General features: G+C 53.7%; 14 protein-coding genes. 5 read left to right on the forward strand and 9 right to left on the reverse strand.

The window, feature by feature from the left end; translation table 11 throughout:
- Window positions 1–25: 25 nt before the first annotated feature.
- The 9 genes from EGK14_RS09845 to EGK14_RS09885 form a co-directional block, all read right to left on the reverse strand.
- Window positions 26–733, reverse strand: coding sequence for an aspartate/glutamate racemase family protein (locus EGK14_RS09845; protein WP_125288919.1), 708 nt, complete (start codon window positions 731–733; stop codon window positions 26–28).
- Window positions 733–1,953, reverse strand: a complete 1,221-nt coding sequence (locus EGK14_RS09850) for a multidrug effflux MFS transporter (RefSeq protein ID WP_125288920.1) — start codon at window positions 1,951–1,953, stop codon at window positions 733–735. The genes EGK14_RS09845 and EGK14_RS09850 overlap by 1 nt, the downstream gene beginning before the upstream one ends.
- Entirely contained in the window at window positions 1,931–3,169 is a 1,239-nt protein-coding gene (locus EGK14_RS09855) for an acetyl-CoA carboxylase biotin carboxylase subunit family protein (RefSeq protein ID WP_125288921.1), read from the reverse strand. The genes EGK14_RS09850 and EGK14_RS09855 overlap by 23 nt, the downstream gene beginning before the upstream one ends.
- Entirely contained in the window at window positions 3,166–4,128 is a 963-nt protein-coding gene (locus EGK14_RS09860) for a TauD/TfdA family dioxygenase (RefSeq protein WP_125288922.1), read from the reverse strand. The genes EGK14_RS09855 and EGK14_RS09860 overlap by 4 nt, the downstream gene beginning before the upstream one ends.
- 19 nt (window positions 4,129–4,147) lie before the next feature.
- Window positions 4,148–5,155 (reverse strand): amino acid--tRNA ligase-related protein, encoded by a 1,008-nt coding sequence (locus tag EGK14_RS09865; protein WP_125288923.1) that lies wholly within the window; start codon window positions 5,153–5,155, stop codon window positions 4,148–4,150.
- 888 nt (window positions 5,156–6,043) lie between these two features.
- Window positions 6,044–6,433 carry an oxalurate catabolism protein HpxZ gene (gene hpxZ / locus EGK14_RS09870; RefSeq protein ID WP_125288924.1) on the reverse strand — a complete coding sequence of 130 codons (390 nt, stop codon included), beginning with the start codon at window positions 6,431–6,433 and terminating at the stop codon, window positions 6,044–6,046.
- On the reverse strand, window positions 6,430–7,830 hold the full coding sequence (locus EGK14_RS09875) for an AtzE family amidohydrolase (protein WP_125288925.1): 1,401 nt from the start codon (window positions 7,828–7,830) through the stop codon (window positions 6,430–6,432). Before EGK14_RS09875 ends, hpxZ begins: the two co-directional genes overlap by 4 nt.
- The gene (gene hpxX, locus EGK14_RS09880; RefSeq protein ID WP_125288926.1) at window positions 7,827–8,012 is read right to left on the reverse strand and encodes an oxalurate catabolism protein HpxX; all 186 of its coding nucleotides are present in this window, start codon (window positions 8,010–8,012) and stop codon (window positions 7,827–7,829) included. The genes EGK14_RS09875 and hpxX overlap by 4 nt, the downstream gene beginning before the upstream one ends.
- 12 nt (window positions 8,013–8,024) lie before the next feature.
- Window positions 8,025–9,611 carry a gamma-glutamyltransferase family protein gene (locus tag EGK14_RS09885; protein WP_125288927.1) on the reverse strand — a complete coding sequence of 529 codons (1,587 nt, stop codon included), beginning with the start codon at window positions 9,609–9,611 and terminating at the stop codon, window positions 8,025–8,027.
- A 175-nt stretch (window positions 9,612–9,786) separates the two neighbouring features.
- Here EGK14_RS09885 and EGK14_RS09890 point away from each other — a divergent pair, with 175 nt between their 5' ends.
- The 5 genes from EGK14_RS09890 to EGK14_RS09910 all read left to right on the forward strand — a co-directional run bounded on the left by EGK14_RS09890 (window position 9,787) and on the right by EGK14_RS09910 (window position 13,708).
- Entirely contained in the window at window positions 9,787–10,626 is an 840-nt protein-coding gene (locus EGK14_RS09890; protein WP_125288928.1) for a MurR/RpiR family transcriptional regulator, read from the forward strand.
- 252 nt (window positions 10,627–10,878) lie between these two features.
- Window positions 10,879–11,658: a transporter substrate-binding domain-containing protein gene (locus tag EGK14_RS09895; RefSeq protein WP_125288929.1), complete on the forward strand. Its 780-nt coding sequence runs from the start codon at window positions 10,879–10,881 to the stop codon at window positions 11,656–11,658.
- Between the two features lie 10 nt (window positions 11,659–11,668).
- Window positions 11,669–12,334: an amino acid ABC transporter permease gene (locus EGK14_RS09900; protein ID WP_125288930.1), complete on the forward strand. Its 666-nt coding sequence runs from the start codon at window positions 11,669–11,671 to the stop codon at window positions 12,332–12,334.
- Complete coding sequence (locus tag EGK14_RS09905) at window positions 12,334–12,990, forward strand: amino acid ABC transporter permease (protein WP_125288931.1); 657 nt, start codon at window positions 12,334–12,336, stop codon at window positions 12,988–12,990. Before EGK14_RS09900 ends, EGK14_RS09905 begins: the two co-directional genes overlap by 1 nt.
- A complete protein-coding gene (locus EGK14_RS09910) occupies window positions 12,971–13,708 on the forward strand; it encodes an amino acid ABC transporter ATP-binding protein (protein WP_125288932.1) in 738 nt (245 codons plus the stop codon). Before EGK14_RS09905 ends, EGK14_RS09910 begins: the two co-directional genes overlap by 20 nt.
- The last annotated feature ends 13 nt before the right edge of the window (window positions 13,709–13,721 follow it).

Here is a 13,721-nt window from a genome sequence, read left to right on the forward strand (position 1 = left end):
GGATCGCCAGCAGAGGAAAAGTTAGCTAACGGATCGACCTGGAGCTGGCAAAGCCACGAATAGCCGCTTCAGCCAGGCTTGCTGCCGTATCAACAATCGGCAGCAACTGCTGAGGATGGCTTTTAAGTAAGGGGCTGATGTCCGTACAGGCAATAAGCAGCGCCTGGGCGCCAGCTTCCTGCGCCAGAGCAATCAGCGCCCGCCACTGCGTTATCACTTCAGGATCGGTAAATCCGTTTTGCTTAATCAGCGCTATCAAACGCGTGGTGCTCGCGCGTAATGGCTCAGAAGAGACACAGCGCTTTCCTGTCAGATGCAGACGCTGCTGATAAAAACCCGCATCAAGCGTAGCCTCAGTAGCAATCACGGCGATGTTCTCCGCTGCGGCAAGGCGTTCAAGCGCGCAGTCGGCAATATGCAGGACAGGAATGCCGGCGCTGGCCTCCTGCATTTCAGCAAAGTAGCAATGGGCTACATTGCAGGGTACCACGATCAAATTAACCCCGACTTTTACCAGATCGCTAATGCCATCGCGCAGTGCCGCTGACATTGCGGCATCTTCAACCGCCCGGTCAGGGAAAAAAGGCGTAGGCAAGGAAATAATATGCATTTTGGGATAGTCGATATCGAACCTGGCCCCGTATTGCTTTTGGCACTCATCCACCAACATATCGATAAAAGGCGCGGTGGAGCGCGGCCCCATACCGGCCAGCACCCCAAGACTATAAGGCATTACGCTCTCTCCCTTTGATAACGGACAAAATTCATCATACATAGCGCCAGCAGTAAAAAAGAAATTATTAACAGCTCAACAGAGATATCAAGCGCGCTGCGAAGAGGATTCAGCGTAGAAAGGGCAATCACGCATCCTGCGCCCGTCATCGCGATAGCGCCTACGGCTGCGCCTGCATAACCTGCTTTCTTGCCATACAGATCCATGCATCTGGCCGTCGAGCTGGGCGTCACGATTCCTTCGCCAAGCGCGACGATGGTCATGGGAATAATGAAGGAAATAATAGCGTTGGGTAACATCTTACTGAGGATCAGCATGGATGCAGAGCCGGTAAGGATGAGTAACACGCCGACAGTGCAAATTGTCGTCACCTCAAAGCGGGCAGAGAGTTTCGAGACGATAAAATTTCCGGCCATTACACAGGGCACAATAGCCAGCGGAACCAAACCAAACTCCTGTGGAGAAAGATGGAAGTTATCCTGAAGGATATAAGAAGCAGAAAGCAGGAAAACCAGCTCTGCGGCATAACCCAACATATTAAACAATGCCATTCTCATAAACTCACCGTGGCTAAAAATATCACGGTAGTTTTTTCCCAGTCGGACCAGCGTAAACTTGTTTGCTTCGTCTCCGACATTTTCGTTGGTTTCAGGAAGCGAAAAGTAGAGATAAGCAATAAAGCAGAAGGCCATCACACACAGTATGGCGAAATTAATCCGCCAGCCTAAAAAACCTTGAATGGCTCCGCCTGCCATAGGTGAAATCGCGGGCGTTACGGACATAAACATGACCAATATGCCCATAAGTTTCAGTAATTTTTTACCGTGTGACATATCCCGAGCGATGGCGCGAGCGACCGGGCCGACACAGCCTACTCCCAGACCAGTAACGATCTTGCCGGCCAGGAAAGCAGGGCCGGACGTGGCCAGAAAACAGGCAAGATTACCAAGGAAAAAAATCGATAAGCCGATCAGGGCAACAGGGCGGCGGCCATAATAGTCCGAGAGCGGGCCATAAAAAAGCTGCGACAGACCAAAAGACACCAGCGTTAACGTCACTGAAAGTTGTAAAAGGGCATCGGTAGTGCCCAGTGGAGAACGCATATGGGGTAAGGAAGGAATAAATAGCGTGTTGTTAAACTGGCCCATAGCGACCAGTAAAACGATAATTATTCCAATTGAAAGGCTGCCCGACTGCTTATTTGGTAATGACGGCACCATATTCACCTTTATCAGTAATCATCTTTATTTTTGCTAAATCATCAAAAACATCTTCAGATTTTCCTGTCAGCGTCCCTATAGCAGACCAGTTGCTTTCCCCTAACGCGGGAATGACCGTGCCCATATTGACAGCCAGATGATGTGAAGAAGCGGGGTCAGGAAGATCAAATCGCAACAGTCTTGCGCTTTCCGCCAGGCCATAAAGGATCCCCGTAACGTCCTTGCGAACCGGGCTGTCAAAAAAGCTGTTCTCAATAACAGGCTTTTGCAAGACAGCAACGCTGATAGCATGCTCAAAGATTTTTACCGGACTGACATCATAGGCAAATGCAATCAGCTCCATCACATTCGTGCCACCGGGCCTGCCCATATTGGCATCAATAAGCCTGACTTCATCGCCGTTGACCATAAACTCAATATGGAAAAAGCCATAGTTAAAATCGGCTCGGTCGATTAGCGTACTGACAACTTTTTTACATTTGTTGTAAGCCGTAACGCCCATGTCGTTCTGGTAGGGGAATTTATGCTGTACTTCTGTATTTCCATACTTAAAACGCTTTGTAGCGCCGATAAAATCGACCTTATTCTGACAGGCATAACCCTCTATACTGACCAGTTCACCGTCAAAGAATTCCTGAATAATATATTGATTAGGATTGAGGTAATCCGGGATCTTCTCAATAGCGAGAGAGATTTTTTCCTTGAATTCATCAAAGCTTTGGAAGGTAAAGGTGCCTATTGCGCCCGCCGTCAGGCCGGGTTTAGCAATGTATTTTGCTGCACCTGAAGCAGCAATAAAGTCTTCGATAGTTTTTTCAGGCGTGACCTGCCACTCAATGCCCAGGGAGGCGGGAATATATTCAGGAATAATTTCATTAACCCAGGCTTTATCTTTCAGATTAAGCACGCTGGCTGAAACCCCAGGAAGACCAAGCTCTTTGTTTGCTGTGGCGATAATGGCCAGGCGGCTGTCCAGAAGCGTAGTCAGTCCCGCAATTTTCTCTCTGCCGAACGCGTTAACCACGCGTTTAATATCTTCGATCTCTGTGGTTTCGCAAAAAATAGCCCTTTCCTGCGCCAGCTGGATCAGGGCATCGCCTTCCTGGTTCCAGTAATTAGTCAGGAAAATTGGCTCATAGCCAAGATTTCTGATCGCACGAGCGATATAGGAAACGCCAAGAAAAGACGCTTCTACAACCATAATATGTTTTTTCATACGGCTTCCTGAATTTTCTTTACGTAAAGTCTTTGTAGCCAGCGATCTTTACCATCAAATACCGGTTTAAACAGCGAACGGCCGTGTAGCATTTGGTTATTATCAATAATTAATGCGGAACCGGGTGAAAGCAGAGCTTCAAAAGCATATTCATTAAACAGGGCTCTTAGTTTCTCAAACAGCGATTTGGCTTCCGGCGTGCCGCAATGAACCACGCCGCGATTAAAGTTGAAGCAGAAACTTCCGCCTTTGCTGAAATCGGCTAAGGATCTACGGTAATAAATATCATCGCCACCTGAAAAGGAATAAGGCGCTCTTACAAAGTATATTCTCTCCTGAAGCAGCTTTATCTCTTTTTCAGATAATTGTGCGAGCACCTCTGGCACGTTGACTAACGTCGTGGGCACGTTTTGCTCAGTGCGGCTTCTGACTGCCGTTAACAGCAGATAGTCTGGTTTATTATCGTCGAAGGCTATTTCCGTATGAAATTCAAGATCCACTTCCGAACCTGTACCTGAAGCGACCGTTTCGTCACCTTTTACAGGATAAAGATTGTGTATATAACGACCGCTGTTTTCCTGTTCGTAAGAGTGAGGCATACCCAATAAGGAGGATAAATATACCAGCGTTTTTTCTGTAATCGAATTCCCTGTTGGAATATCTACTACTTTTTTCAGCGGCGTGTCTGGTTTGCTGTCGTCTGTTGGAAACCCCGAGACTATGGCGTAGCCCTGACGGGCTACGCACTCACGTATTTGACTCGATATTTCATCTTTGGGATCGATGATGCTTTTAATTTCTCTGTGAAGCGCAATAATAGCATCGTTGGTTGTCAGGTTTTTATCAGCATAATCTTGCCTGAATCGTTCCCGACATGCTGTTGGCATTGCGATCGCCGCGCTATCCCTGGTTGGGACAGCATATAAGGACTCATCTCTCTTGAGCTTTTCCGTAATCATATAGCCCTCGGGAAAATGGTTAAACCGATTCTTTTTCTTTAAAGAAAGTTTCGTTAATAGTGCGGTTCGGCCCTAAATCGTGATACTGCACGATATCGAGAATGGATTCGCAGCCGCTCATAAACCTGATAATACGTTCGAGTCCGATACCAAAACCTGCGGTCTGAATTTGCGACTTATCTTTCCATGCCGCGTATTCATTACTGTACGACTTACCGAGTTTTTGTGATTGCTGATGAATATCTTGTGCGGTTTTAGGCCGGATACCACCCGTTGTTAATTCACCATAACCGAAAGGCAGCATAAGATCGTAAGTGTCATAGCTTCCTTTTTCATTTTGATGGTAAATAGAATCGCGGACACCTTCCGGATAGTCATAAATCCAGAATGGAATATCAAAAAGCTGCGTTAATTTTTCATCTTCTTCTGCGGTGAAATCTCTTTTGAGATCGGGTGAATTGCCAATCAGCCGGTGACCTTCCGCAAAAGTAATAGTGGGGTAACCTGATTTTGCTAATGCCTTGATATTGCGTAAACCCGTTTCTGAGTGCTGCAGCGTAGGGTCTTCCAAAATCGATTTTGCCATTGAGGTCAGTATTGTTTCACCCTGTTTGAATACGTCGCTCATACTGCTGGTGCGCCACTCGATTTCAAACTGGAAAAAGTTATAAAGGTGCTTTCCTGAGTTTTCTTCACCCTCCATCACTAATCTGAGGCAAGGCGCAACGCAGTACACTTTATCCAGAAATTCTAATGACATTTGTTTTTCAACGACGTGGCTTACAGGAAGATAATATTTTTCTTTTCCTTTTACCTGTACGTTTCCAGGCCCATCGGCAACGATTTCTGGCAGATCTTTATCGCCCAGCACTGCAATTGAATGTCTGGCTCCGGGTTCAAAGCTGGAAGAAACAATGCTGGGCAGGATTTCGGTAAAGTTGTTTTCTGCGGCTGATTTTCTCAGGCCATTTAAAACGCGTCCGCTCCAGGCATAGGTTTCCTGGTAGGAAAGGTTCGGCTTAGACATGATGATTCTCCCTATACGATTTGTTTTACAGGCTGTAGATTTTTTATACATTCCAGCCTGTATATAAACTGGTTGCATTGGCCGTATGCTGGGATTGTTATCCCCATTAAGCATTAGTCGTAGCCGGTTAATTCATTCGTACTGCTTTATGTTTAATTTGCAGTCACATAATCTAAATTGGATCATTGTTAATATCAATGGTTTTGAGGTTGTATGTAAATTATTGTTTTAAATGTAATTTTTATCATGATTCGTTCTTTGTTAACAATTATTAACATAACTATACTTTAGTCTTTTTTATCTTTAGCCTGGTTGGTAGACTCTTTCTTGTAATATATATTTATGCTTTGCATCTATTTTAAACAGCTGACATATGCTGTTGGTAAGCTAAAACGATCTTTTTTTTATAAAATATGGTGCTGACAGGAAGGAAAATAAGGAAAGATTGTGTGTAATTTTCAATCAATACGCGGAGGTGCGCTATTAATTATTGAACAAAAAATAACCTTGCTCATGACGTACAGAAGGTACTGCAAATATGCATGGTAGCTAATCATATGTTTATCGTAATTTATGCCATATATTTTATCGGGCCTGCTTTTTTTGGGGCTTCGTCACGCTGCTTTATTCTGCGCACAGAAATTAAACAGGATTTTTAAGGGCGACGGTAAATCGATAGAGGCTGGTTGATAATTAAGCGCTTAAATAAACTGATGCGGTCCATTTTTTAATGCGTATCCGGTTACGGATTAAACGACCTTAAGGCCTGGCTCTCTTCCGCCAACAGGTGACAGAAAAGAGCCAGACCCTGGTAAAAGCATTTTCAGGCCAGAAAATAGCCGATCGGGCTTCTGCCGGATTTGCGGATCCACTCCTGGTGAAACGGCATTATCCGCCGCACGTTATCAGGCTGACCTGCGCGGCGACAATCCGCCAGCCTTGCGGCAGCTTCACCCATGTCTGCTGCTGACGACCAATCTTTTCCGTTCCCTCACGGGTAAACTCCGTGCTGCATACCGCGTAATCATCGCCAAACGTGGTGATTACCGTATTACGCAGCTGACGCGCCAGGCCCTGTGCAGGACGCGCGGCGCGGAAAGCGCGGATTGCCTCAATCCCGTACAAATTTTCCCCGGCGCCCAGCCGCACGGTGCGCTCGTCATGCCAGAACAGCTCGTCGAGCACGTTGATATCGTTGCCGGTCAGCGCCTGCTCGTAGCGATAGAAAGCGTCGGTAACCTCTGCCAGCACCGATGGGCGATTAATTTTATCCATCATTCTGTTAATCCTCCTGCTACAGGTGCTTTAGCGATGCCCATTTTCTCCAGCGTCCATGCCACGCGCAGGCAGGCTTCTTCTTTAAACGGCGCGGCGATAAGCTGTAGGCCGATCGGCATGCCGCCCGGCGTATGCAGCGGCACGGTCGTCACGGGCAGCCCCAGAAAGGAGATGGGCTGCGTCAACATGCCCATGCTGGCGCGGATGGGCAAATCGCTGCCGTTGATATGCATCGTTTCCTGTCCAATCAGCGTGGCGCTGGTGGGCGTGGCAGGCGCAATCAGCACGTCAAACTGCTCGAACAGAGGCAGCACCCGCTCACGAAAATAGTGGCGGAAGCGCTGCGCCTGCACGTACCAGGCGGAAGGCGTCATCGCGCCGGCCAGCAGGCGCTCGCGCGACAGCGGCTCAAAACGCTCCGGCTGCGTGCGCAAAGCGGGCAGCCAGGCGTTGCCGCCTTCGGCAGCGGTAAGAATAAACGCGGCGGTACGGGCCAGCGCGGCCTCCGGCATCAGCACCTCTTCCTGCGCATCGAGCGCTTTTGCAGCCTGCGTGACGGCCGCGCGGGCATGGTCATCACACCAGGTCTGAAAATAGCCGCCCAGCACGGCGCACCGCAGGCCCTGCGCGCCATGCTCCAACAGGCGATGAACCGGCTGGAACGCTTTTTCCGCCTGAAAATCATCCTGCAGATCGCGGCCCTGCAACGCATCGTAAACCAACGCCAGATCTTCGGTGCTGCGGGCGAAAGGCCCAATATGATCGAGGCTGGCGACAAAGGGCTGGCTGCCGCTGCGCGACAGGCGGCCAAACGTCGGCTTCAGGCCAAAAATACCGCACAGCGAAGCCGGTACGCGGATTGAGCCGTTGGTATCCGTGCCCAGTGAAAAATGCACCAGGCCAGCGGCGACGGCTGCCGCCGATCCGCCAGAGGATCCTCCGGCGATACGTTGGCTATCGTGAGGGTTACGCGTGGCGCCGTAGTGGCTGTTTTCCGTCGTAAAACCGTAGGCATAGGCATCCATATTTACCATGCCGGACAGCAGCGCGCCCGCCTCGCTGAGCTTGCTCACTGCCCAGCTGTCTTTTTTGGCCGCCGGGCGATCGCTGAACAGGCTGGCACCCGCCAGGGTGGTATGGCCGGCAACGTCAAAAAGATTTTTTACCGCGCAGGGAATGGCCGCCAGCGCGGGTAACGGACGATCCTCTTTACGCTGGCGATCGAGGCGATCGGCCTCGCTCAGCATGCGATCCCGCGTTACGCTCGTCCAGGCATTGATCGTCGGATCCAGCCGCTCGATCCCGTCCAGCGTTTGCTGCGCGATTTCTCTGGCGCTCAGCTCGCCTTTAAGCAGCGCGTTTTTTAGTTCGGCAATGGAAAGGGAGCTAAGCGTCATGCTTTATATACTCCCGCGATTTCCTGACGTTCATCCAGCGGGAACGCCATCAGCGGCCCGGCCATCTCAGCAATACGTGAAAACTGCACCAGCAGCTCGGCGCGACGGCGATCGTCCATCGGCACGCCCAGCACCTGCTCCATGTGGGCCAGATAAACCGTCCAGTCAATTTCGGTGTTCATGATGTTCTCCTGTTAAAAACCGGCCGCGCTGCCGTTGCTGCGGGGATCGCTGGCGCCTTCCAGCATGCCGTTGGTATGGCGGACAATCGCGCCTGCGTGACCCACCGCTTCGCTGAAATCCTCCAGCGCTTCGACTTCATGCCCCAGCTCGCGCAGGCGGGTAAAGGTCGCGGCGGAAAAACGGCCCTCCAGCTTCAGCGAGTCGGAAGCCTGGCCCCAGGTGCGGCCGAGCAGCCAGCGCGGCGCGCTGACGCACTGCTGTAGCGGCATTCCCTGCACCACGTGACGGGTAAAAATGGCGGCCTGGGTTTGCGGCTGGCCGTCGCCGCCCATCGAGCCGTAGACCATGGTGCGGCCGTCATTGAGCCGTGCGGCGGCGGGATTAAGCGTATGAAAAGGCTGTTTTCCCGGAGCTAAAGCCAGCAGATGCCCGGGATCCAGGCTGAACGCCGCGCCGCGGTTTTGCCAGGTGATGCCGGTGCCGGGCAGCACCACGCCGCTGCCAAATTCGTGATAGATACTCTGAATAAAAGAGACGGCCAGGCCGCTACTGTCCATCACGCCCATCCACACGGTATCGCCCGGCCCTTTGCCGGTTCCCCAGCCGGCCGCGCGGCTGTCGCTGATTTGTCCCGCCAGCGTTTCGAGCTGGTCGGAATCAAGCAGCGCCTGCATCTCTTCGCGCATATGCAGCGGATCGGTGATATAGCGGTCGCGCAGGCCGAAAGCCAGCTTGGTCGCCTCCACGATGCGGTGCACGGTCTGTACCTCGTCCGCTTCCGCCATATTCAGATGATTAGTGATGCCTAAAATCGCCAGCGACACCAGGCCCTGGGTCGGCGGCGTCATATTAAAGATCTCGCCGTACTCGTGGCGGATGCTCAACGGCTTACGGCGCCTCGCCCGATGCTTATTAAGATCTTCCAGCGTAATCGGCATGCCCAGCGCCGACATCTCTGCCGCCAGCCGATTAGCCAGCGAGCCGCGATAAAAGCTGTCCAGACCCTGTTCCGTCAGGATGCCCAGCGTGTTTGCCAGCGCCGGTTGGGTAAAGCGGCTACCAGCGCGCGGCACCTCGCCATCCGGCAGGAAAGCGGCCGCGAAGCCCGGCTGCGCCGCCAGCTCGTGGTATTTGTCGGCGGTTGCGGTCGACTGCGACCGGGTGACAGGAATGCCGTCCGCCGCATAGCGGATCGCATCCGCCAGCAGGCGCGAAACGGGCATCACGGCGCCGCTAAGCTCGTTGGCTATGGTCAGCGCTTCTGACCAGCCGCTGACCGTCCCGGCTACCGTTAACGCCGATTTTGGCCCGCGATGGGGGATAGCCGACGCGCCGTCATAAAAAGCGAAATCGGCCAGCGATCCGGCCGCGCCGCTGGCGTCGATGGCTATGGGATCGCCCTGCGGCGGCATAATCAGCCAGAAGCCGTCGCCGCCCAGCCCGTTCATATGCGGATAGACCACGGCGATCGTGGCCGCCGCCGCGACCATCGCCTCTATAGCGTTGCCGCCTTCGCGCAGAATGGCCAGTGCGCTTTCACTGGCGAGATGATGAGGCGTTACGGCCATGCCAAGCGGAGCGAGATTACTTTGTATCATCACGTTCTCATTTTCAGGGACGGAGCAGAAAGGCAAGCAAGAGCTGTTCCAGTTTGGTACAGCCGGAACGGCAGGGTGGTGAAAAACGCGGCCGGCGTGGAAGATAAACCTTTCGGCCAGGCACGTTATTTGTATACGTTATCTTCTCTGAAACAAAAGTTACAAGGTTCATATCATGAAGCAGCTTGATGAGCGCCTGAGAAACCATTACCCCCAGCTTTCCCCGCAGGAGCAGCGTGCGGCGGATTTCATCTTCGATCATTTCGACGATCTGATCAGCTATAACAGCGCCGAGCTGGCGCGGCTCAGCGGCGTTTCTAAAGCGACCGTCAGCCGGTTATTCAGGCGTCTTGGCTACGAGAAATATCGCGATATGCGCGACGAGCTGCGTACGCTACGTCAGAGCGGGATGCCGCTGACCGACAATCGCGACGCGGTGCAGGGCAACACGCTGCTGGCGCGCCATTACAAGCAGGAGATGGCGAACCTGACGCAGTGGGTAAGCCAGCTGGACGCCGCGCAGTTCGGCGAGGTAGTGCAAAGACTGGCCTCCGGCAGGCGCATCTTTATTGTCGGTATGCGCAACTCCTGGCCGGTGGCGCTGCACCTTCGGCAGCAGCTGTTGCAGGCGCGCGGTGAGGTATCCGTCGTGCCGCAGCCCGGGCAGACGCTGGCGGAAGAGCTGCCGGATATGACGCCGGACGATATAGTGGTGGTGATTGCCTTTCGCCGTCGCCCGCGCATCATTAAGCCCTTGCTGCAACAGCTTCAGCAGGCTGGTGTGCCCACGCTGGTGATTTGTGAGCCGCAGGCGCAGGCGATCCTGGCGCTGGCGACATGGCAGCTTTGTGCGCCGCTGGACAGCGTGTCCGCTTTCGACAGCTATGCCTGCGCCAACAGCCTGGTTAACCTGCTGACCAATGCGCTGCTGCATGAGCTGTTAAGTAAGGGGCGTCAGCGCATTCATCATATCGCTAATCTTTACGGCCAGCTGGACGAGCTGGAACAACGCTGACAGGGCACCATTTTGGTGCTTTGCTTTATTTCAGGGCAGCACTGCAGGCGTTGGGAAACCGTTTTTTGAGCTTGCCGACATGCTTCTTTTTCTGCCTTTTCTCTCTCTTTCTGGCTGGTTTAACACCGCTTTTTCCTTTCTTTAGGTGCTGTTTCACGTTCGGCGGTCCCTTTTTCCGTGGCTGGCACATTAGTTGCAAATGATTATTTCAGGAATCTTTCGTTTCATGTTGGCTTAACCGGGGAAGAGAAAATGAAAAAAACGTTACTGGCGATCGCGGGCGCAGTATTGCTGTTCACCCAGGCCGCACAAGCGGATCAGCTGCAGGATATAGAGAAACGCGGCGTGCTTCGCGTCGCCGTGCCGCAGGACTTTCCGCCGTTTGGTTCGGTCGGTACCGAGCTACAGCCGCAGGGTTACGATATTGATATGGCCCGCTACCTGGCCAGCCAGATGAAACTTAAGTTACAGCTGGTGCCGGTCACCAGTGCCAATCGCGTACCCTATTTACAGACGGATAAAGTGGATCTGGTGATCTCCAGCCTGGGTAAAAACCCCGAGCGGGAAAAAGTTATCGCCTTCAGCCGCGCTTATGCGCCTTTCTTCCTGGGCGTTTTCGGGCCGAAAGAAGCCGAGCTGAAAGCGGCGGCCGGGCTGAGCGGCAAGTCAATTGGCGTGACTCGCGGCGCGGTAGAGGATATGGCATTAAGCGATATTGCGCCTAAAGACGCGCAGCTGAAACGCTATGAGGATAACAACACCACGCTGTCGGCCTATCTGTCGGGCCAGGTGCAGTATGTCGCGACCGGCAACCTGGTGGTCGCAGCAATTGCGCGTCAGAACGCGGACAAAGCACCGGTGGCTAAGTTTATGCTGAAAGACTCGCCCTGTTTTATCGGGATGCGCAAAGGCGAACCGGCGCTGAAGACGAAGGTGGATGGCCTTATCGAACAGGCGATCAAAGATAAAACGCTGAACGGGCTGTCGCAGCAGTGGCTGAAAGCGCCGTTGCCGGCTGACTTCAGCGCGTAAGGGCCGGTCAATGACGGAGCAACTCGACTTTCCGGCGCTGCTGCCTTACTGGCCGCAGCTGCTGGCCGGACTCTGGGTCACTGTTCAGCTGACCGTGATGGCAACCATGGGCGGCGTGGCGCTCGGGATCCTGGGCGCGGCGCTGCGTAGCGGACGGCCTTCGGCGCTCAGCCGCCTGTGGGGCTGCTACGTTGAGCTGATCCGCAACACGCCGTTTGTGGTGCAGCTGTTCTTTATCGTGTTTGGCCTGCCGAACCTGGGGCTGAAGCTGACCGCTGGCGAAGCGGCGCTGCTGGCGATGCTGATCAACCTGGGCGCCTACAGCACGGAAATTATTCGCGCGGGCATCCAGGTCACGCCGAAAGGCCAGTGGGAAGCGGGCCGGGTGCTGGGCCTGACGCGGTCGCAGACTTTCCTGCGCGTGGTTCTGCCACCTTCATTAAAGCGCATTTATCCGGCGCTGGTCAGCCAGTGCATTATCGTGATGCTGGGCTCGTCCGTGGTCTCGCAGGTTTCGTATGAAGAGCTGACCTTTGCCGCCAACCTGATCCAGTCACGCACGTTTTTAAGTTTTGAAGTCTATCTGGTCACCACGCTGATTTATCTGGCGCTGTCGATCGCCATGCGTCAGCTGCTGCTGGCGGCCGGACGTAAATGGCTGGGAGGAACGGCCTGATGACGACATTTACCGACTGGGACATTCTGCGCAATCTGCTGCTGGCAGCGCGCTGGACGCTGCTGCTGTCGCTGACCGCATTCTTCGGTGGCACGCTGGTAGCGATGCCGCTGGTGATGGTGCGTCTGACGCGTCGCCGCTGGCCCAACCGGGCAATTAGCGCCTGTATCGAGCTTTTTCAGGGCACGCCGCTGCTGATGCAGCTGTTTCTGGCCTTTTTCGGCGTGGCGCTGTTTGGCATCGACGTCTCGCCGTGGACGGCCGCCTCGCTGGCGCTGACGCTCTATACCAGCGCCTTTCTGATTGATATCTGGGTGGGCAGCATTAACGCGTTGCCGAAAGGGCAGTGGGAAGCGTCGCGCTGCCTGGGGCTTGCCAAAGGCCAGACGCTGTATCGCGTGGTGCTGCCGCAGGCGCTGCGTATCGGCATCGCGCCGACCGTGGGCTTTGCCGTACAGGTGGTCAAAGGCACCGCGCTGGCGTCGATTATCGGCTTTGTCGAGCTGACCAAAGCGGGCACCATCCTGAATAACGTGACCTACCAACCTTTTAAAGTTTTCGGGCTGGTGGCGCTGGGCTACTTCCTGATCTGCTATCCGCTGTCGCGCTACAGCCAGTACCTGGAGAAAAAATTCAATGCCGCTCATCACCATTAATCAGGTACAGAAATATTACGGCGCCAACCACGTGCTGAAAGGCGTGGATCTGGACATTGATATGGGCGAAGTCATCTCGATTATCGGCCGCAGCGGCTCGGGGAAAAGCACGCTGCTGCGCTGCATCAACGGGCTGGAAGGCTATCAGGAAGGCAGCATCAAGCTGGGCGGCATGACCATCACCGATCGCGATTCGCAGGCGCGGGAAATCAGCCGTTCCGTCGGCATGGTGTTTCAGAACTTCAATCTGTTTCCGCATATGACGGCGCTGGAAAACGTCATGCTGGCGCCCAGGCGCGTGCTGAAAAAAAAAGAGGCGGAATGCCGGGCGCTGGCGGCGCAAATGCTGGAGAAGGTGGGCCTAGGCGAGCGTATGGATTACTACCCGTCCAGCCTTTCCGGCGGCCAGCAGCAGCGCGTGGCGATTGCGCGGGCGCTGGCGATGACGCCCAAAGTCTTACTGTGCGATGAAATCACCTCGGCGCTCGATCCGGAACTGGTGGGTGAAGTGCTGAAAGTACTTGAGCAGCTGGCCCGTGAAGGCATGACGTTGATTTTAGTCACGCACGAAATGAATTTCGCCCGGGAAGTGGGCGATCGCGTGGTGTTTATGCATCAGGGCCGCGTCTGGGAGCAGGGCGATAGCAAAAGCGTGTTCGCCAGCCCGCAGACGGCGGAGCTGAAACAATTTATCTCATCGGTGCGCGGCCTGAGCTGAGTACCGGATCTGC

Origin of the sequence: Erwinia sp. 198 (genome assembly GCF_003937915.1) — a bacterium.
Classification (GTDB): domain Bacteria; phylum Pseudomonadota; class Gammaproteobacteria; order Enterobacterales; family Enterobacteriaceae; genus Erwinia; species Erwinia aeris.